The sequence below is a fragment of the Pseudoalteromonas sp. APC 3893 genome, assembly GCF_030408095.1.
Classification (GTDB): Bacteria; Pseudomonadota; Gammaproteobacteria; order Enterobacterales; family Alteromonadaceae; genus Pseudoalteromonas.
In genome coordinates this window covers 133,239-153,391 of record NZ_JASDCD010000008.1, presented here as the reverse complement: position 1 = coordinate 153,391, position 20,153 = coordinate 133,239, and the positions used below count along the sequence as shown (strand labels likewise).

At 37.5% G+C, this 20,153-nt stretch carries 17 protein-coding genes; all 17 read right to left on the bottom strand.

Annotation, left to right across the window (positions count from 1 at the left end; translation table 11 throughout):
- Window positions 1–4 precede the first annotated feature (4 nt).
- The 17 genes from QMA12_RS11925 to QMA12_RS11845 all read right to left on the bottom strand — a co-directional run bounded on the left by QMA12_RS11925 (window position 5) and on the right by QMA12_RS11845 (window position 20,069).
- On the bottom strand, window positions 5–1,123 hold the full coding sequence (locus QMA12_RS11925) for a polysaccharide export protein (protein WP_290211343.1): 1,119 nt from the start codon (window positions 1,121–1,123) through the stop codon (window positions 5–7).
- Between the two features lie 301 nt (window positions 1,124–1,424).
- On the bottom strand, window positions 1,425–1,769 hold the full coding sequence (locus QMA12_RS11920; protein WP_290211342.1) for a four helix bundle protein: 345 nt from the start codon (window positions 1,767–1,769) through the stop codon (window positions 1,425–1,427).
- A gap of 1,893 nt (window positions 1,770–3,662) precedes the next feature.
- Window positions 3,663–4,151, bottom strand: a complete 489-nt coding sequence (gene rfaH, locus QMA12_RS11915) for a transcription/translation regulatory transformer protein RfaH (RefSeq protein ID WP_290210349.1) — start codon at window positions 4,149–4,151, stop codon at window positions 3,663–3,665.
- 112 nt (window positions 4,152–4,263) lie between these two features.
- Window positions 4,264–4,944, bottom strand: a complete 681-nt coding sequence (locus tag QMA12_RS11910) for a WecB/TagA/CpsF family glycosyltransferase (RefSeq protein WP_290210348.1) — start codon at window positions 4,942–4,944, stop codon at window positions 4,264–4,266.
- Window positions 4,945–4,978: 34 nt separating this feature from the next.
- Window positions 4,979–6,016 carry a glycosyltransferase family 52 gene (locus QMA12_RS11905; RefSeq protein ID WP_290210347.1) on the bottom strand — a complete coding sequence of 346 codons (1,038 nt, stop codon included), beginning with the start codon at window positions 6,014–6,016 and terminating at the stop codon, window positions 4,979–4,981.
- A complete protein-coding gene (locus QMA12_RS11900) occupies window positions 6,009–7,244 on the bottom strand; it encodes an oligosaccharide flippase family protein (RefSeq protein WP_290210346.1) in 1,236 nt (411 codons plus the stop codon). The genes QMA12_RS11905 and QMA12_RS11900 overlap by 8 nt, the downstream gene beginning before the upstream one ends.
- Window positions 7,237–8,439, bottom strand: coding sequence for a hypothetical protein (locus QMA12_RS11895; RefSeq protein ID WP_290210345.1), 1,203 nt, complete (start codon window positions 8,437–8,439; stop codon window positions 7,237–7,239). The genes QMA12_RS11900 and QMA12_RS11895 overlap by 8 nt, the downstream gene beginning before the upstream one ends.
- 3 nt (window positions 8,440–8,442) lie before the next feature.
- Complete coding sequence (locus QMA12_RS11890; protein ID WP_290210344.1) at window positions 8,443–9,135, bottom strand: acylneuraminate cytidylyltransferase family protein; 693 nt, start codon at window positions 9,133–9,135, stop codon at window positions 8,443–8,445.
- Window positions 9,132–10,187 (bottom strand): nucleotidyltransferase family protein, encoded by a 1,056-nt coding sequence (locus tag QMA12_RS11885; protein WP_290210343.1) that lies wholly within the window; start codon window positions 10,185–10,187, stop codon window positions 9,132–9,134. The genes QMA12_RS11890 and QMA12_RS11885 overlap by 4 nt, the downstream gene beginning before the upstream one ends.
- Window positions 10,184–10,834 (bottom strand): NeuD/PglB/VioB family sugar acetyltransferase, encoded by a 651-nt coding sequence (locus QMA12_RS11880; protein WP_290210342.1) that lies wholly within the window; start codon window positions 10,832–10,834, stop codon window positions 10,184–10,186. The genes QMA12_RS11885 and QMA12_RS11880 overlap by 4 nt, the downstream gene beginning before the upstream one ends.
- The gene (gene neuB, locus QMA12_RS11875) at window positions 10,827–11,897 is read right to left on the bottom strand and encodes an N-acetylneuraminate synthase (protein WP_290210341.1); all 1,071 of its coding nucleotides are present in this window, start codon (window positions 11,895–11,897) and stop codon (window positions 10,827–10,829) included. Before neuB ends, QMA12_RS11880 begins: the two co-directional genes overlap by 8 nt.
- A 7-nt stretch (window positions 11,898–11,904) precedes the next feature.
- Window positions 11,905–13,053: a UDP-N-acetylglucosamine 2-epimerase gene (neuC, locus tag QMA12_RS11870; RefSeq protein ID WP_290210340.1), complete on the bottom strand. Its 1,149-nt coding sequence runs from the start codon at window positions 13,051–13,053 to the stop codon at window positions 11,905–11,907.
- 4 nt (window positions 13,054–13,057) lie between these two features.
- Window positions 13,058–14,212, bottom strand: a complete 1,155-nt coding sequence (locus tag QMA12_RS11865; RefSeq protein ID WP_290210339.1) for a LegC family aminotransferase — start codon at window positions 14,210–14,212, stop codon at window positions 13,058–13,060.
- 14 nt (window positions 14,213–14,226) lie between these two features.
- Window positions 14,227–15,414, bottom strand: coding sequence for a UDP-N-acetylglucosamine 4,6-dehydratase (locus QMA12_RS11860; protein ID WP_290210338.1), 1,188 nt, complete (start codon window positions 15,412–15,414; stop codon window positions 14,227–14,229).
- The gene (gene wecA / locus QMA12_RS11855) at window positions 15,415–16,476 is read right to left on the bottom strand and encodes a UDP-N-acetylglucosamine--undecaprenyl-phosphate N-acetylglucosaminephosphotransferase (protein WP_290210337.1); all 1,062 of its coding nucleotides are present in this window, start codon (window positions 16,474–16,476) and stop codon (window positions 15,415–15,417) included.
- A gap of 18 nt (window positions 16,477–16,494) precedes the next feature.
- On the bottom strand, window positions 16,495–17,394 hold the full coding sequence (locus QMA12_RS11850; RefSeq protein ID WP_290210336.1) for a GNVR domain-containing protein: 900 nt from the start codon (window positions 17,392–17,394) through the stop codon (window positions 16,495–16,497).
- Between the two features lie 17 nt (window positions 17,395–17,411).
- On the bottom strand, window positions 17,412–20,069 hold the full coding sequence (locus QMA12_RS11845; RefSeq protein WP_290210335.1) for an SLBB domain-containing protein: 2,658 nt from the start codon (window positions 20,067–20,069) through the stop codon (window positions 17,412–17,414).
- Window positions 20,070–20,153: the final 84 nt, after the last annotated feature.

The window sequence follows — 20,153 nt, the reverse complement described above, 5'->3', positions numbered from 1 at the left end:
TCCTTTAGTTAGTTGCAGCTAAATCGTCGATAGAATCAACTGTCGCGATAGACGGTAGTAATAAGCTTATTACACGGTTCCAACGTGCAAGTGGGGCAGAGGTTACATACACAATATCGTGTGGCTGTAATTCAAACTGCTCAGCTAACACTAGTGCTGCTACATTTTTAGCATGTAACTGGTAAACATCGGCTATTACGCCATCGCGTTGCAAGTCACGTTTACGTAATACAAATACGCCATTAGCGTCAGCAGTGTTTTCGTTTAAGCCACCAGAGTTTGTTAGCGCTTCGGCTAGGTTTAAACCGTAACGGTTAATACCAACAGAGCCGGCACGTTTTACATCACCTAATACAAATACGTTTTGTAGGTCATTACGGCTAACGTGAACTATATCGCCATGTTGTAATAAACGATTTTGTGAAATATCACCATGCGCATAAAAGTCATCAAGTTTAATGACTTCTGTTTTGTCGCCACGGGTAAAAGTCACCGTGCGCCAGTCGGCTGCATCGGTTAAACCACCGGCTTGGTTTAGTGCATCAATTAAAGTCAGTGGAGTTTCAGTTACTGGGTAAACACCAGGCTTTGTTACTTCGCCAGTTACATAAGCTTTTTGGCTTCTGAACCCAACCACTTTTATGTCGATTTGTGGGTCTTCAATCACACGGCTTAGGCGTTTTACAAGTTCAGTGTGAACCTCTTGTACGGTTTTACCTGCCGCTTGAATATTTGGTGCATACGCATAGGTAATGGTGCCGTCGGCTTGCACGCGAAAGCCGTCAAACTCAGCGGTACGCTGTACAGCAGCGGGTATTGTTAGCTCTGGGTGATCCCAAACGCCAATAGTAAGTACGTCACCCACACCTAGTTTGTATTGATAATCGCTGGTATCAATGCCATCAAGGCTCGAAGGTGGTTTAGCTTTTTTAGCGGTTTGTTTTTGTTGATAAATCAACGAGGAGTCAATTATTTGGATATTGACCTTTTCAAGGTCTTGCTCAAGGTTTTTTGTTTGTTCACCCGATTCGATTCCTTCGAAATGGCTACCGGGGATGATTGTACAACCTGTCATTGTGAGCAAGGTAAGTGATGCCACAAGTGTTTTACAGCTTAGCGCCATTGTATATTCCCAAATATTATAAAATTCTAAAACTTTCAGCTTAGTTATTGATATGTGCTGTTATATTTTCGCTGGCTAATTAAAGCATGGCTCTGTTTACTGTGCAAGGTTGGTTGTACAGTAAACAAGCAAGCGAGTAATTTTTTTGTAAATTTAGTTAAAAGGTTCCGTTTTCGTGCTTCGTGCTTCGTGCTTCGTGCTTCGTGCTTCGTGCTTCGTGCTTCGTGCTTCGTGCTTCGTGCTTCGTGCTTCGTGCTTCGTGCTTCGTGCTTCGTGCTTCGTGCTTCGTGCTTCGTGCTTATCAAGCATTTTTAATGGTTTTTATTAACTTGCCAAGCATATTTCCAATTATTTCACACTCTTCAAGTATAAATTTAGATTGCTCATAACGTATATAACCTAATTCAAATGAAATCATGACCTGTGTTTTTAATTCACCAATCGAGCCTTTAGCAATACCTAAAAAGCGGGCTTTTTCTTTTTCAAAGTCTCTTTCCATCCCCTCTGCGATATTACTTGGGACTGAGACGGCACATCGTCGCATTTGATCTCTTAAACCGTAATCGCGTAAAGACTCAAATGTTTTATATATTGATAAACTTAGTTTAAATGACCTTTTCCATACTTCTAAATTTTCATATCTCATTGCCAATCCTTCGGATGATTATGATGTTTATGCTATTGAGCTATCCTAACGTAGCCCGTAGCCCGTAGCCTGTAGCCTGTAGCCTGTAGCCTGTAGCCTGTAGCCTGTAGCCATCATTTGAAAGCAAAACTATTTGCTTGTCTAGCCCTTCGGGCACGCTTCACGTTCCAGTTCGTCGCAGAGCTCCTCTCGCTCCAGCTTGAAAGCAAAACTATTTGCTTGTCTAGCCCTTCGGGCACGCTTCACGTTCCAGTTCGTCGCAGAGCTCCTCTCGCTCCAGCTTGAAAGCAAAACTATTTGCTTGTCTAGCCCTTCGGGCACGCTTCCGCCCCTAGGTTGCAGTTCCTACGTACTGATTAACTTTAAGTTTTAAGGTGCAAGATTAAAGGCCAAAATCCATACCTTACAAAACACCTATTTTGCACAAAGAGAAGTGAATGAGAGAAAATGAGAAGACAAATAAATATGTTACTTCTCTAACGCCTTCCTGTGCATCTCTGAAGCGCAGCGTCTCTTAATATCTTTGTAAATATATCACTTAACACTTTAGTGGCTAAAGCCTGCTACTACGAAGACCATTTTGCACAAAGAGAAGTGAATGAGTGGGAATGAGTGGGAATGAGAAGACAAAAATATATTTTACTTCTCTAGAACCAAGCTCATTCTCCTGACCTCTTAAGCGCAGCGTCTCTTAACCTCTTTGTGAATATATCACTTAACACTTTAGTGGCTAAAGCCTACTCCTACGAAAACCACCTGTGCACAAAGAGTAAACAATGAGGGTAAATGAGAAGAAAAAATATATTTTACTTCCCTAGCTCCTAGTCTCTTTTCTAGAACCTAGTTCCTTACTTTGACCTCTTAAGCGCAGCGCCTCTTAACCTCTTTGTGAATATATCACTTTCGCACTTTCGCGGCTAAAGCCTGCTCCTACGAAAAGCATCTTTGCACAAAGAGAAGTAAATGAGTGGAAATGAGAAGACAAAAATATATTTCACTTCCCTAACTCCTAGTCTCTTTCCTAGAACCTAGTTCCTTACCTTGACCTCTTAAGCGCAGCGTCTCTTAACCTCTTTGTGAATATATCACTTTCGCGGCTAAAGCCTGCTCCTACGTAAATCACCTTTGCACAAAGAGAAGATAATGAGCGTAAATGAGAAGACAAAAATATATTTCACTTCCCTAACTCCTAGTCTCTTTCCTAGAACCTAGTTCCTTCGCTTGCACCTCATCAGCGCAGCGCCTCTTAACCTCTTTGTGAATAAATCACTTAAAAATTTTGCTTGTCTAGTCCTTCGGACACGCTTCACGTTCCAGTTCGTCGCAGAGCTCCTCTCGCTCCAGCTTGAAAGCAAAACTATTTGCTTGTCTAGTCCTTCGGACACGCTTCCGCCCCTAGGTTGCAGTTCCTACGTACTGATTAACTTTAAGTTTTAAGGTGCAAGGTCAAAGTCTTTCGCTAAAACCATTTTTGCACAAAGAGAAGTAAATGAGAGTAAATGAGAAGATAAAAATATATTTCACTTCCATAGCTCCTAATCTCTTTCCTAGAACCTAGTTCCTTCGCTTGCACCTCATCAGCGCAGCGCCTCTTAACCTCTTTATGAATATATCACTTTAGCACTTTCGCGGCTAAAGCCTGCTCCTACGTAAATCACCTTTGCACAAAGAGAAGATAATGAGTGGAAATGAGAAGACAAATAAATATGTTGCTTCTCTAACGCCTTCCTGTGCATCTCTTAAGCGCAGCGTCTCTTAACCTCTTTGTGAATATATCACTTTCGCGGCTAAAGCCTGCTCCTACGTTTAAAGCATAGGCGCTAGTCACTTCCCTAGGGCCTATAACCTTTCTCTTCCTAGTACCTTTAACCTTTCGCCTTTACCCTTTTACCTTTAACCTACTTTTCTTATATCTTTATTATCTACTGTTACTTCTATTTTTTGGTTTAGTAGATTAATTAGTAATATACTGCGCATGTCGCCGTCTGGCTCTTTAAATATTGCTTGTACATCTTTGAATGAACCGTTATTTAGGTACACCAAATCACCCGCATTTGGCAGGTCGTTGGTATTTAAATTTGGTTCAAAGTTTTGTAATTCGCTGATCAACTGTTCAGGTACTATTTGATATGACGCACCATACGACACAAAACCACTGATGCCACGGGTATTTTTTACCGCAGAAAAGTTACAGTTTTGTGAATTCAAACGAACGAATAAATAGTTTGGGAATAACGCAGACTCTTTAACAGTACGACGACCTTTAACGAGTTTTTCTGTTTTTAGAAGAGGAAAAAAAGCCTCAATCCCTTGGTTTTGTAAATTAATTTTCGCTCGTGCTTCCTGACGAGGTTTACAAAATAATAAGTACCAACTATCCATATCAATCCCTAAAATACTGACTTCTCTAACTTCGATTGCTTACACCTGCAATCTGAGAGTCGAGATTATACGCATTTATTTGGGGTACTGTCTACATAAAATAACTTGAAAACTATTTACGCCTGACGTGTGTGTAACAGTATTTTAGAACGAATATTGGATAGTCACGGATTAGCCTGTTGCGAACGTGGCTATGCATAATAGCTCGTTGTAACCACCTTAAACCTAATTTTTTTATTAAAGGGTGATAGTAATCTGCTTTAATGGAAGATTGCTCAATAAACCCACCGCATGTAAAAAGTTGGCATGCGTTATTTGCTTTTTGACTATATTCAACTAAAAAGTGCTCTTGATATGGCGTTCCCATACCTACAATTACTATCTCTGGCTTGCATTGATCTGCCTGATTAATTACTTGCTCTCTATGCTGCTCGTTTTCAAAATAACCATGGTGTGTATAAACAACATTCAACCCTGGGTACATTTTTTCAAAGTTACTCTTTGCAATATCTACGAGCCCAGGCTTGGCACCTATAAGTACTACCTTTGCTTGTCTTTCAGCAGCCTGAGCTAAAACTTCTGAAGCAATAGATGAAAAATCAAAACTAACTCGATCAACCTTATTTTCGTGAAACAGATTATGAAGGGTTTTATGTAAAGAGCCATCTGATAATATTATATCCATAGCTTGAACTAGGCTGGGCTCAGCACAAAGTACATTGTATGAAAAAGGATTTACAAAGGTAGTTAAAGTAAACTTTTTATTCCCATTAATCTTTAGCAATGTATTCAACTGCTCCTTTGAGCTAACCTTGGAGTCTAACTGCTTAAACGACTCTTTCACTATTTACCTCTTTAATTTTAAATTTTCTAAATAACTCAAAAAGCTGGAAAAATGCCTCACTTTTTTCTACATCGGCTTTTGACAAAGAACTTATGCAATTCAAGTCACTACGCAATAGCTTTAACGTTAGTATAGCGGTACTGTAAACGGATAATGCGAACTTAAACGGATTATCTTGCTGGTCACTTATTATTACTTCAATTGGTAAGTTATTTATTCGCTCAATTACAAGCACACTTGCTTGAGTGTTTCTTTTAATTAAATCTAGCCGCTCCAAGCTTCTCTTTTTAGTCTCTCCAGGGTGGTACTTTACTACAAGCGTTTCAACCTCGAGTCTATCGGCTTCTTTTGCTAATCTAATTAGGTGAGCGTCTTCGTCAGCTTTTGATAAGGCGTTATACTCTGTTATTGGCTGAGTTAGAAGTAGTGCTGCAGGCTTGCGGATAGGTTGCTCTGCAACTGCACTCCTTACCTCATTAATAACTTTGGCTGAAAAAGATAAGTGAATTTCTTTTGCTTGGTTTGCATACTTCGCTAACTCTTTACTTAAACAATACCGACCATCTACACGATAATGCCCAATTCCGGTAACGTTTTTCAAGGCCCCGCCTAGCAGTAAGTTTGAAAATAGCTTCATAGCTAACTTTTTTTGCAAGGTGACTTTTCTAATGTTATCCATATAACTGGCTAAACCATCATCAAACAGATAAATCTTTTCAGGCTTTATTATATGAGCAACCACTTGATTTTCTAGTTGATAATCATTACCCCAGAATAAAAAACTGTTATTCAATTTTTTTAAATGTTTGATCTTTTTTATGTAGCTGTATGCGGCCTTTTTATCTATAGCTGGTAGCTCATATAAATCACTCCATAAACTATGATCCAATAATAAAGAGGAATGCATCTTATCTTTCCCATAACTTATTAAAATACAGTTACGAAGCCGCTCAACAGAAATAATTGATTGCGCGAGTAATAAGTGAAGCTGAGTATTAACAACAAAAATGTTTTTATGCATTTTTTATAAAACCTATAAATTTTGGCTCTTTCAAAGCAAAAAATAAAGTTAGAATTAAATGGAAGCACCAAGACCCAACAAAGAAAAGTGCTACATAATATGCTGAAAATAAATTTAAGCTATATAAAATCATTAACCCAACTAATAAAAATGTAAATGAAGCCATTGATAAAGCTGAAATCAGGTAATTGCGTTTTTCGTAAAATAAAACAGCCCCAACTACTGAAACCATAACCTGTAAGCAGTATCCCACACTCACCAGTTGCGCTATTTGTATTGATGACTCGTAAGCTGCTGGAAAAAAGACATTCACAATAAAAGGTAATAGCAAAGTATAACTCAGACTCACAACTGCAAAACAAGCAATAACAATAATAGTTAACTTCCTTGCTTTTGCATTTACCTGACTCTTAAACGATGCAAACAAAATTGGATTTAATAGCTTTATTAATATTGTATTCAATAAGCCAATCACAGCCCCTAATTGAAAGCCTAACGAATAAGTTGCCATGACCGTAGTACCCAGTATGGTAATAATTAAATACTTATCAACATTTACCCTAGCCCATCCAAATAAAGAGTTACCTATTAAAGCTTTAAAGTGTTTTATGTAGCGTTTAGATGAGCTCATCTTAGAAAAGTAGATAAGGCGTACGTTACTCGCATCTATAAAAAGCAGCAAAAGTGTTTGAAATAGATGGCTCGATAAAACCAACAAAGCATAACCTTGCCAGCTTGAGACATTTAAATAGTAAGCTAATAAAGCCAATACGACATAACAAAAAACAAACGTTAAACTAAATTTCGCATAAGATATATATTTTTGCTGACACTGTTTAAAGGTGAGATAAACCTGAGATGGTTGAGCAATAATACATGACAAACTAGATATAAAAAATACATAAAAGTATTCATCAAAATTGTAAACACTTGATATAGAAAAAAACAGAATTGATAACACAATAAAAAACAATGTGTTAAAAGCCATAGCAGACTTAACTTCGTATACAATACGATACTGGCGAGTAAAGTAGCCTACAAGGATAAAGTTGTTTAATATTGCAATGTATAAAGTTGAAAAAAATATATAATTAATTAAAAATAGTGCATAGATGCCAAACTCTTCAAGTGTTAATGCATCTGTAATGACTGGCAACAGCATTAAGCCAATCAATTTTGTTAAGCTTTCGCTAAAAGCGAGAGCTAGCGGGCCTTTGATTTTATTCATATTTGTTTTTATTTTTTGACGCTAACACGACCAATGATAAAGCAAAGGTCAACAGCATAGTGGGCGCTTGAAAAATATTATGCAATGAAAAAAGTAAATATTGTGCAAATAAGTATAAAAAGATTAAAAGCCAATTGGGGCTTATTGCTTTTATCATATATATAAATAGCATTAACTGCACTACTATAAAAAAGATACTATAATCATACCAGAAGCGAAGTAAGTCAAAATGAGTAATATGGCCCGTTAACTTTTCTGCGGCACCACCACCGAACCCCCCAATTAATGAACGATCATATAGGTCAACTAAAATCATCATGTACCAAGTCAGCCTCGTACCTAAAGACCCTCCTTCTAAATCTGCTGTTGATGCAAATCGCAAAGAAGAAAGTGCTGACATTGCAGCTGTTATCTGGTCTATTTTTAAAACAATAATACCAACAATACTAAGTACTAACATCAATATAATGGTTTGCAAAACTTTGTTTTTACCAAATGTACGGTACAAACTAAAAGCAAAATAAACGATTAATGATAATACAGCCCCTCTAGTTCCTGAGAGAAGTAAAAAAGTAACACCTATACTAAAATAAAATACTTTATTGAATTTCCCTAAGTCACTTTCGAGTAATGTAATTAACATTAAACATGCAGTTCCACCATAGATAGAAGCGGCTAACTGCATTCCTGTGAACCTGTCTTCATGGTCAAAATTACCTAGAACAACTGCTAAGAAGTTAAAAACTACAAAGTAAATAAAAAAACTAAGTTTTAAAATAGTATTAAATTTCAGTTTTTCTGTTTTTTTAAAGTAATAAATAACGTAAAAAATAACAATAAAATAGAAACTATAAAATATATCTCGGATAATTTTACCTAGCTCAAAATACCCCAAGCTATAACCTAAAAGAATCACTGATAACACCAGTCCAAATGCAATACTATAAATTTCTTGAGGCTTTATCGGATTTGAAAAATTGAGGTAGTAACTTTTTAAATATAAAAAGCTATGTAAACTGAGGATGAGAAAACCAATAAAAAAATTAAAGCTTCCCGTTTCCGTGTAATTAGGCTTTAAAACCTTAAGAACACCATCAAACCCAAACATTACCGCCATTAACGATAAATACAGTAGTATGTATGCATTTAACTTAAGGTTTAAAATGCGCTCTAGTAGTTTGTGTTGAGTAGCCATGAGCTATTTTTTTAACTTTATGATGGTTTCAGCAACTAGAAAATCTAGATAGTTGTCGATATCAACAGAATTTTCAGTATCCATAATATACGGGTAGTAGTCTTGGTCTAAAAATAGTTTGTTTTCTTTTAATAGCGTATTTTTTTCAATTAAATAAATTGCGCCATTTAATCGGTAGTAATTAGGTAAATCTTGGGAACGAGTATTTGATAGCTTGCTTATAAACTTATTAAAATCTCCCTCACCTCCCAAAGGTGTAGACCAAAGTGGGGAGTGCTCACACTCAGTCATAGAGACAACACCTTTTGCCCGTTTTTCTATATATAGAGTTATTGCTTTGTCAATATCAAACGAAGTACGCAACGGTGATGTTGGTTGTAATAAGCATACAACATCGAATTCACCAAACTGCTTTGAGTGTTCAACAGCGTGGATAAGCACATCAATTGAAGAAGCCGTATCAGAGGAAAGTTCCGCAGGACGCTTTAAACTGTAGGTATTACTATATTGTTCACTAATACTTAAAACTTCTGGGCAATCTGAAGTGACCATTGTCGTTGTAACAAAAGTTGAGTGTTTAATTGCTTCAAGAGTGTGAGCAATTAGTGGTAAGCCATTTAATAATTTAGTATTTTTTTTAGGTAGCCTTTTACTACCTGCTCTTGCTGGTACTACAGCTAAAACTTTTGGCTTCATATTCCTAGCTCATAAATATCTGACTGTGCTTTATTAAAATCATCGTGGCGCCCAACATCTAGCCAATATTCATGAATCGGAAACTTTAGTGTTTTACAACCCACCTTTTGTTTTTGCTCAAACAGTGTTGGCATATCTAAATGCTCATTATTAGGTAATGACTCGATAATATGGTTAGAAATCACATAAATACCAGCATTTACGAAATACCTGTATGTTGGCTTTTCCACAATATTAGTAATTTCATGGCCAGTACCTTCAATCACACCAAATGGTACTTTTATCTCATAGTCACGCACACACATGGTTGCATCACTGTGCTGTTTCACATGAAAATCGAGAACTTTGGCAAAGTCCACATTTGTTAAAATATCGCCATTTATCATTATTAGTGGTTCTTTAGGCAGAGATTTAGGCAAGAGTGATAACGCCCCTCCGGTACCTAAAGGCGTTGTTTCATGGATATACGTAATTTCAATACCGAAGTTACTACCATCGCCAAAATGATTCATTATCACTTCTGGCAAATAATGCGTAGAAATAAAAAATTTATAAAAACCATAATTTTTAAAATTATTAATAAGGGTTTCTAACATGGGCTTACCACCCACTTTGAGCATTGGTTTGGGGCAGTGATCTGTAAGTGGTCTCAATCGGGTACCAAAGCCTCCTGCCATAATAAAAACAGGGTTTTCACGCTTATCAACAACCAACGTATCGTACAACGTTTTTAAACCAACTAACTTTCCTGAGTCATCAACAATCGGGAGAGATAATATCTTACGCTCTTGCATTAGTGTTTTTAATTCAACACTACTTAAAGAAACGTTAGCACTTGTTGGATTATTATTCATTATTGTGCTGACTGGGGCTGATAATTCAATACCCTGTAAAATTCCACGACGGATATCACCGTCAGTAACGATGCCTACAAGTGTGTCGCAACCAAGTACTACAATAGCTACACGAAGTGCTTCTTTATCTATAATTTCAAGCACTTCACGGATAGTTGTGGTAGGGGAAACAATTACTTTTTGCCAATTTTTTATCATAAATCACCTAGCTCTTTAATCTTTGCACGTACACCATATGCTATAGAGTTTTTTGGTACTGATTTAGTAATATTAGCCCCAACCCCAACAACTGAATTACTGCCAATACTTACATTATTAATTACACTACTACCTGTTGCTATGTGTACATTACTTTCGACTTTAACTTGTCCGCTTAACGTAGTACCGGGCGCTAGGTGGCTATGAGCGCCAATAGTGCAATCATGGTCAACGGTTACAGACGTATTTACTATCGTATTTTCACCGATTTCACAGCCAATATTAATTACTGCGTTATTCATAATTTGTACACCTTTAGCCAATACCGCATAATCTGAGACTAACGCAGAGTCCGCAATGACTGTTGCAAATGTATAGCCCAACTCGCTAAAACGTGTATAAATTTTTTCTCTTAGCGTTTGTCGTGGCATTGCACCAATACCGTTTACTAATAGCACATTATCTACTGAAAAATTTAAAATATCGTCATCATTTAAATAATGATTTATATTACTAAAAATCTTGTTTCCTGCTAGAACTGTAGGCGCAACAATACCCAATAAAGGTTTTTTTTGCTGTAGTAGAATATCAGCAAGAGCGGCGGCATGACCACCACCACCTATTATTAGGTACTTGGGGCTATTCATCGATTAAATCGCCTACTTGGTAGCTTTTACGACTTGGTTTGTTTAAGTAACTCCAATATTTAATTGGCTTAATACCATTTCCAGGACGTTTTACCGATACGTTATCTTCACTAAATAACTCACCTATTGCAATCGTAGATGCCGCTACAAGGCTTTTACGGGCAACACTTTTATTCTTCACCTCTGAAGGTCGCGGGCCTTTTATACCATCACCCAAAACTTTCTCAACGGTTCGAATACCATCAACCATTGCTTTTAACTCTTTAGGATCTAATGAAGCTTTATGGTCGGGCCCTGGCAATGTTTTATCAACAGTAAAGTGTTTTTCTATTAATACAGCACCTTTAGCTACTGCAGCTACTGGGACAATTATGCCTTCACTGTGATCTGAATACCCAACGGCTAATTTAAATGCGTTTTTCATTGTATCCATTGCGTTTAGATTTATATCGTCGAAAGGCGCAGGATATTCTGTAGTGCAATGCAAAAGTGTTACTTTTTCATTAAGTAGTTTTTTGCCTTCTTCACTAAAGTAAGCGGCTTGTAGTTGTTCATCGGTCGGGTTGCCATGCTTATTTAAATATCCAAATGCGATCACCGATAACACTTGCTCTATTTCTGATAATGTAGCCATACCCGTTGAAACAATAAGGTCGCACCCTGTTCGAGCATGTTCTAGCACTAAAGGAGCGTTTGTGATCTCACCTGATGGCAGTTTTAACCGTGTAATACCTAAGTCATCAACTAAAAATGAAAGGCTTTCTGAGTCAAAAGCTGTTGATAAAAACTCAATACCGAGGTCATTACAATATTTAACTAGTTTGTGATGAGATTCATAACTTAACTCAAGCCGTTTTAGCATTGAGAATTGAGATTCTTTTTGGCCACTATTCGTTATTTGATACTCAGCCTGCTGGGCATCTTCTGTAACTAAATTCTTGGCTTTAAATGTTTGAAACTTGACGATATCTGCACCCGCTTTATGGGCTGCATCAACAAGTGAAAAGGCTAATTCGTCACTGCCGTTATGATTAACACCAGCTTCTGCAATAATTAGGGTCATAGTGTACTCACTTTAAATCGTAAAAAGACTTAGTTGGCTCGAAGTGTAGGGTTTTAAGCATTGTAATGGCCTGCTCACTTGCATTACCTGCACCATAAGGGTTTATTATATCTTCACCCGCGACTTTATAGTCACCTTGAAGAGCGCTGGTTATAGCGGCTTCAATTGCTGTTTTTGTAGCGTTGCAATGCAATACACTTTTAGCCGCTAAACGCCCTTTTTGCCTAACGCCTATATTTACTGTTGGTACATTAAATGACGGCACCTCAATTACACCGCTTGAAGAATTACCAATAACTGCAGCAGCATGTTTCACTGCACTTAAATAGCGCTTTTGACCAAGCGATGGAATTGCACACACTCTTCTTGGCTGCTGCTCAGCGTACTTTTCCAGGAGAGGTATTATACGACGACCACCATCATCTGCATTAGGGTAAGTTAGTATAACCTGATGCTCTGGAAATTCATTTAAGGCTTCAAGTAAGGCATTAAAGCTTTGTTCTGGTTGCTCATCACCTAAAGTAACTGGATGATAAGTAACTAAAAAATACGGCTGACTAAGACGGAAGTTTAAAGAATTAGCAATTTCATCGACTGTCATGAATTCGCCACGTTTTAAGTGGTCTAGCCCTATCGCACCGATATTTCTTACTCGTTCAGGTTGTTCCCCTAATTGAATTACACGCTGTTGATATTCTTTTGTTGATGTACCATGTAAGTAACTCAACTTGGTAATAGCATGGCGGATTGCATCATCATAGGCGCCTTCCGTTATTTCACCACCATGTAGGTGAAGAATGGGAATACGTAAAATCATAGCCGTTTGTGCTGCTGCCAATGCTTCAAATCTATCGCCTAAAATTACGAGAGCATCAGGCTTTAACCGGTTTAATGCATCAGCAAAACCAAGCACTCCTAATCCCATACTTTTTGCGGTGCCTACAGCCGTATCAGAAGAAAGTAGAATTTCTATTTTTTCATCAATAGTGAATCCATCTTGCTCTATTTGCTTATAAGTTTCGCCAAATTCAGAAGACAAATGCATACCTGATACTAATAACTGTAAAGTTAGTTCAGGATCATTCTTGATATCTTTTAAAAGCCAAAAAAGCAAACCATACTCAGCGCGAGTACCTGTAAAAACGGCTATTTTCATAAATCTATACTCCACCAAAACTTTTGATTGGTGAGCTTGGAATGTTAATCAAATGACCTTCAATAAATTCAGAATAAGAAAGATCGCCTCGTAGCGCATTTTTAAACATCGGTAAGCGATGCATCAATTGCCAGATTGGTCTGGCCATAACACCGTTCGAATTGGTATCTTTTAGTAATGTTTCGCGAGATTTTTGGTCTGGACAAATGATAGCATTTAACCAGTAATTTGATTTCGCATAAGTTGGCTCTGTAACAAATTTATAATCTGAATTATTAAAAAAATCGCTATACAATGATGCGAGGCTGCGCTTATTTTCAATAAAAGCAGGTAAACTTTCCATTTGCGCACACCCTAATGCTGCATTTAAATTTGGCATACGGTAGTTAAAACCCGCTTCATCATGATAAAACTCATAAGGATGTGGAACTTTTGCCGTTGTAGTGACATGCTTGGTGTGTTTACCTGCATCTAAAGTTTTACACAGCACCATACCACCGCCACCGGTAGTAATAATCTTATTACCATTAAAGCTTATAGCGCCATAATCCCCAAAAGTACCTGTATGCTGACCTTTATAAAAAGATCCTAAGCTTTCCGCGGCATCTTCAACTAAGCTAATTTTCCACTTTTCACATATTGCGATAAGCTCATCAAGTTCCACTGGATGGCCAAATGTATGCATTGGAACAACCGCTTTAATACGCTGCTTTGTAACTTTATGAACAGGCCCCGTTTCTGTTAATACGGCGTATTCATCTAAAAATAGCTCTAAAGCCTTCGGACATAGCCCTAAACTAATTGGAGAGACATCCACAAAAGCAGGGTGAGCCCCCATATGATGTAATGCATTGCAAGTTGCAACAAATGTTAGTGCTTGAGTAATCACAATATCATTTGCTTTAACGCCAGCCATATATAGTGCGGCATGTAATGCTGCAGTACCATTTACCGTAGCAACAGCTTTAGCTGTAGCTGTGTAACTTTCAATATGTGCTTCAAAATCGTCAACAAATTTACCGACACTAGATACAAATGTGCTATTGATAGTCTGAGCTACATACTGCTGCTCATTACCCGTAAATGTGGGCGCATGTAATGGAATAAATTCATTTGTTTCATAGAGTTCTTTTATAAATGAAATCAACTGCTTTGTCATATTCAATAGCTCTCTTACATTTTACTGTCTAAGTACTTGCCTGTTTCTTTATGACCAAAGTCGGGGAGCATGGCGAAAAACAATTGAACAATTTGCTCTTTTGTCCAAGCTCTGTCAGCTTTTAACTCTGAAATAGTCTGTTCAAACACTGATAGTAATTCAGCATTGTATTGCGCTTCATTTTTAATGATGCCAAGATTTTCGAATCTATCCATGTCTAGCGTTTCATGATCGGTGAAGAATTCTTCAAAGTCTTTTTCACCCGTTGTATCACTGCTCGTAAACAAACATGGCCACTTTCCTTGCGCAGGTAATGTCTTAACTAATTCTCGAGCTTCATCTTCACTTGTACATAAATGAGGTTCGTAACCTTTTTCAGCGAGGTACTTGACAGCAATATCAGCAAACGTTATTAAGTGCAGTGATTCACTCAGCTTGGGAAAGAAAATATCGCGGTTTTCACCAAAAATACACGACATTAAGCATAACTCACCTGATTCCTGTGGAATCACAAAATAGCGTTTAATGTCATTTGGAGCGACGATGGGTTGTCTTTTCTCTATACGCTGATTGAAACCATGTAACAATGAACCATCTGAAAAGGCAACGTTTGCAAATCGCGCTGTAGATATTGAAATCTGCTCGCTCTTGCGCATTAAAAACATTTCCATGATACGCTTTGATGCACCCATCATATTGACAGGGTTAGCTGCTTTATCTGTAGAGACACAGAAATACTTTTTGACACCCGCGTCGATCGATTGTTGTATTGTTTTATCTGTATTAAATACATTTACATCAATCATTCGCATTAATGTGTATGGGTCTTTTTCACTGCGGACATGTTTTAAGGCTGACAAATTTAAAACATAGTCATATTGCCCATCAGCTTTAATAAATGCATCGTACTCAATAGACCCTATATCTAACGCAAACGTTTGAAAATCACCATTTATATAACCAAACGAACTACGAATATCTCGAACTAGCTCAACCATGTTATTTTCGCTAATATCAACAACATGTAGTTTTTTAGGATTACGTTTGAAAATTTCTTTGGTGACAGCTTGACCAATAGATCCTGCACCACCGAGTACTAGAAAACGAGATTTGGAAACTTTTTCTGACAATACTTTTTCAGCTTTAATTATATCATCTATGAAGAGCAGTTTTTCACGACCAATTAGCTTTAATATTTCCATCTATTTAATCCCCTTTTGAATAAGCTTAAAAAATTTAATTACGGTCCAAGCTCGTTTTATGACAAATACGTAAAGTAAAAATAGACTTGCTATAATGATTAACAAATAAAGCTCTTTCATTTTAGTTACTTCGCCATAAATGCCAATAGACAATATAAATAGGGCAGAAAAAGTAATAAAAGCTAAAGCTTGGCGAGAAGAAAAACCAGCTCTCATAAAAATATGGTGAATATGATCTCTATCAGGCTTAAATGGTGATTGACCTTTACTTATCCTTCTAAACATAATTGCAACCATATCCATCAATGGAATTGCAACGACGTAAAGAGCAAAAACAGGCCTGAATATAGGCTCACCAAGAGATGTTTTCTGACTTGAATAGACTAGCGCCCAAATAATAGCTAAGCCTATAAGCATTGAGCCGGCATCCCCCATAAAAATTTTTAGCTTTTTAAATGGGTATACACCTAAGTTAGCCAAGAAGAAAGGTAGTAATGATGCAATAAATATAATTGAAACATAACTAGAAAAGTGCATATTTTCATAACCTAAAACAGCTATTCCCGTAAATGACACTATCGCCAAAGCACCTAACAGCCCATCAATCCCGTCGATCATATTGTAGGCATTTATAGCAGCTAAAATTGCAATGAGAGTAAATACGACACCAAACTGCTTAATATTTATTTGGCCTAGGGAAAATAAGTCCCCTAGATTAGTTATGTAATCACCTAAAGCAAAAATTAAAATTGACCCAACTAAAAATTGTCCTATCAAGCGAGAGCGAACGCTTAGATCATACTTATCATCAAGTACACCTATAAATACTATAATCCCAGCAGAAATAATAAATAATATTACCACTTGATTTAAATCAGAGCATAAGATTAAAGAGGCTAAAACACCAAAGAAAACTGACATACCGCCAACAAGGGGAACTTCACCTTTATGTAACTTTCTTGTGCAAGGTCGATCTACCAAACCTAGTTTCACTGCGAATGAGTTAAGGAATAATATGCTGATGTACGTAGACGCAAGTGCAACTAAAACAGGACTATACATGATATCTAAAACCTTTAGTTACCTTAAAGCTCGGATGAAGACAACGATACAACTTATTATGCCCCCTAAAATAAAACCAAAAATACATAATAGAGCCCTTCTAGGAGAATACTTTTCTTCAGCAATTACCGCTTTATCTATGACTTTAAATGCATAGTTTTCTTTAACCTTTGTAAGCATCTTCTTTTGTACTTCTTGCTCTATTAGATTATACAATAAGATCTTTAGATCAGAATTATCAGATTCTTTAATCGCTTCTTTTAAAAACTCGATACTTCTTTCTGTTTCGTTGGCTGCATCCGCCCGTAACTTTTCATCAATACTTATAATTAATTGGGTTACAACTCGCTCAGCAAATTGAGCTGAAACATGCTTAATTGTGATCCTTACAAATCCAGTCTCTTTATCTTTATCTACTTCTAATAATTCTTCCATAAAGTAAATATATGCTTCGAGTAAACTTGGTTCAGCCTGCTTAATAGTTGAACTTTCACGTACCCACTTATTATTGACACGATCGTATACTTCATCGTCATAGATATATTGGTTAGTTGCATAATCCCAACTTTTAACACCAAGCAGCTCTACTTTTAGTTTATTCTCATTAATAAAATTCATTAAAAAAGTTCTGCTTTTTAATGTCGCAATCGCAAGATCTGTTTTATCTGATTGCCCGCCAAGGTTAATACCAGCCATCGACGCTAGGCCGCCTAATTGAGAACCTAAACCTGCTAAATTAGTATCCTGTTCAACTATAGGCATTAGCAATACATCTGACTTATATTTATTGGGCAGATAAAGTGCCAATATTACAAACGCAATAGATACTAGCCCTGTAATTAAGACTACCAACCACTTGTCGCTGAATAACCTTTTACAAAAATCACCCACAGTTATTTCATGAGATTTATTAACCATTTAAATTAACCTGCTATTTAAATACTACTAATCGCAGCGACTGCTACACCAAGTTGATAAACGATCTGCGTTGCAGTACTCCACAGAGTTAAGTTATCCATATAACCTGAGTCCAACGGCACTACAATAGTGTCTCCAGCTTCTAAAAGCTGCGAATCACTTACTGCGAACCAACTACCTGCATCCGGTATTTTTACTGATCCGTTAGCTTTGATAATATAAATCCGTTCATCGTCTGCGCGTACTTTTAAGCCACCACTGAGTGCTATGTAGTCTTCAACTCCAACCCCTGGTTTATATAAATGTGAAGTTGAGTAATTAACTTCCCCAATTACACTGATTGAGTCACGCTTACTCGGCACATAAAGAGTGTCACCATCTTGTAAAACTAGCTTTTGCTTATTTGCTACAATAAGAGGTAAGTCTATTACTAAACGCCCTACAGCCTCGACATCAGCCAAGTCAATAAGCAGTTTGTTCATTTCATCGTAGGAAAGCGATGTACCACCTACAGAGTTTTCAAAACTTTTTTGTGCGATATCACGGCGTAACTCTTCAGATAATTTAGCTAATTGCCTTTGCTCCTGAACCCGAATCGACTCTCGGGTAAATATTGCTGCATTTTCTTCTGCAAATTCTGAAAAGCCGCCAGCACGCTCTAACAAGTTAGTTAATGTCTCACCGCGACGTATAGTATAAACACCTGGAAACTTAACCTCCCCTTTAAGCTCAACTTTTACATTTTCTTGCCAATTAGGAATTGAGAAAACATTTAAACTGTCTTTACTACGCAAAGCTCGATTATTAGCGCTATCGCCTAACATTGCTTTTTGTAGGTTAAACTTAAAATGTTCAACTTTTGATGAGTCACCTGCTACTACATGTGTAATTTCAGCTTGCTCCGTGTAGGCTGATTCAAGTAAACCACCTGCCGCAATTATAAGTTCGTTTACTTCAGCGCCAACAGTAAGCGGATACACACCGGGGTAGTTTACATGACCGTTAACTTCAACCAGCTGCATGGCTTTTTGCACTGAAGCTTGCTGTTTTAACTTTGCTTTGATTGGATGTAATAAATTATAGCGGCTAAAGATAGCGTAATCTTCAGGAGCAAGCTCGTCTTCACCTTGCTCCTCGGCTTTACGCTGTTTTGCTAATTGCGCAATTGTGAGATTGGCTTCTTCTTGTGCTTTTATGAACGGGTCTTCATCTTCTAGCACCCCTATGTATCTTTCGAATTCTTGTTTTTGATAGGCATGCCATTGTTGAGCTTTAATTTGCTGTTGTTGCTGCTGCTCAGTTAGCGCCATATTTTTTAAAGCTAGCTCTTCTGCTTCTTTTTCTTCAAAGCGGCTAAATACTAATAGTTTGTCGTTGGCCTGTAATGCTAAATCGTGTTTCGCGGCTTTAACAATGGCCTGCGCTACATCAAATTGATATACCTCAATATCGCCTGCAATATTGATCTCTCGGATCAGTAAACCGTAGCTTAAATCAGCTTGAGGGAGTAAATCGCCACGTACCGATTTAAATACATCAGAAATACGCTTACCTTGATGCCATTGGTAGTGACCCGGACGAGCAACAGCGCCTATTACACTGATTGAGTTTTGATACTGTAAGCTGATTGGGTTAAAACGAAGGCGATCGCCATCTTTTGGCACATAATTTATATTTTTAGCGGTAAAATCAAATGAAAGAATTTCCTTCGTATTGTAATCACTATAGCGCTCGACTACAGCTTTACTAGCATAGGCTTCAGGTTTTAATCCGCCAGCCATGCTCAATAGGTCTTCAGCGGTTTCACCCTCTTTGAGTTCAAAAATAGCAGGGCGTTTAACAAGACCTTCTACCGCAACTTGAGCTCCTACCGACGGAACAAATACCACGTCGCCCGGCTTTAAAATAATATCGTTGCTGCTATCGCCTTTAATCAATAAATCATAGAGGTCAAAATTAGCGACAACTTTACCCGCTCGTTTTACTTGAATATTACGTAATGAGGCAATGTCAGATACCCCACCACTAACAAATAAAGCATGTGAAACGGTAGTAAGAGATGAAACGCTATAGCTGCCAGGCTTGTAGGCTTCACCCAAAACTAATATACGAATGCTACGCAGCTGACCAACAGAGACAAATGCTTTTATGCCTATTATTTCTTGCTCTACTTTTGCTTTTATTAGTTCTTTTACTTCGGCAAAAGTTAATCCAGCAACTTGTACTGGGCTTAAATTTGGTATGCTAATGCGTCCTTCACGGTCAACCGTTACAACATGCTCTTCACTTTCTTTACCATAAAAATTAATATTTAGCTGATCACCTCGCCCTATTAAATAGGTGTCTGGCACTGCTGCGTTCTCATTTGGCATGAATGAAGTTGGCTCGCCTGCGAATAGCTGATAACCGAAAGGTTCAACGGTGTCAGTTTTTGGTTTAAAGCGCTCTTCGTCGGTCAGTGTTTCTTCTTCACCCTTGGCGCGAGGCTGAATTGTAGGTTGCTCCTCGGTACTGGTTTGCTGAGCACTAGATCCGGTAATTGTGGATAAGTCGACACCATACTGCTTTGCTAAAGCTTCTTGTTGGGCTTTTGGTAGTTTTTTAAATTGCTCAATTTGCGCCGCACTTGGCGTGAAAGCCCAAGCAGTTACAGTGCTAAAAAATAACAAAGTCATTAAAAGTTGTTTAAAAAACATCACAAGTAGGTGCATCCCGAGTTCAACAGCCAAAAGATTGGCTATTCTACATTATTTCAGTAC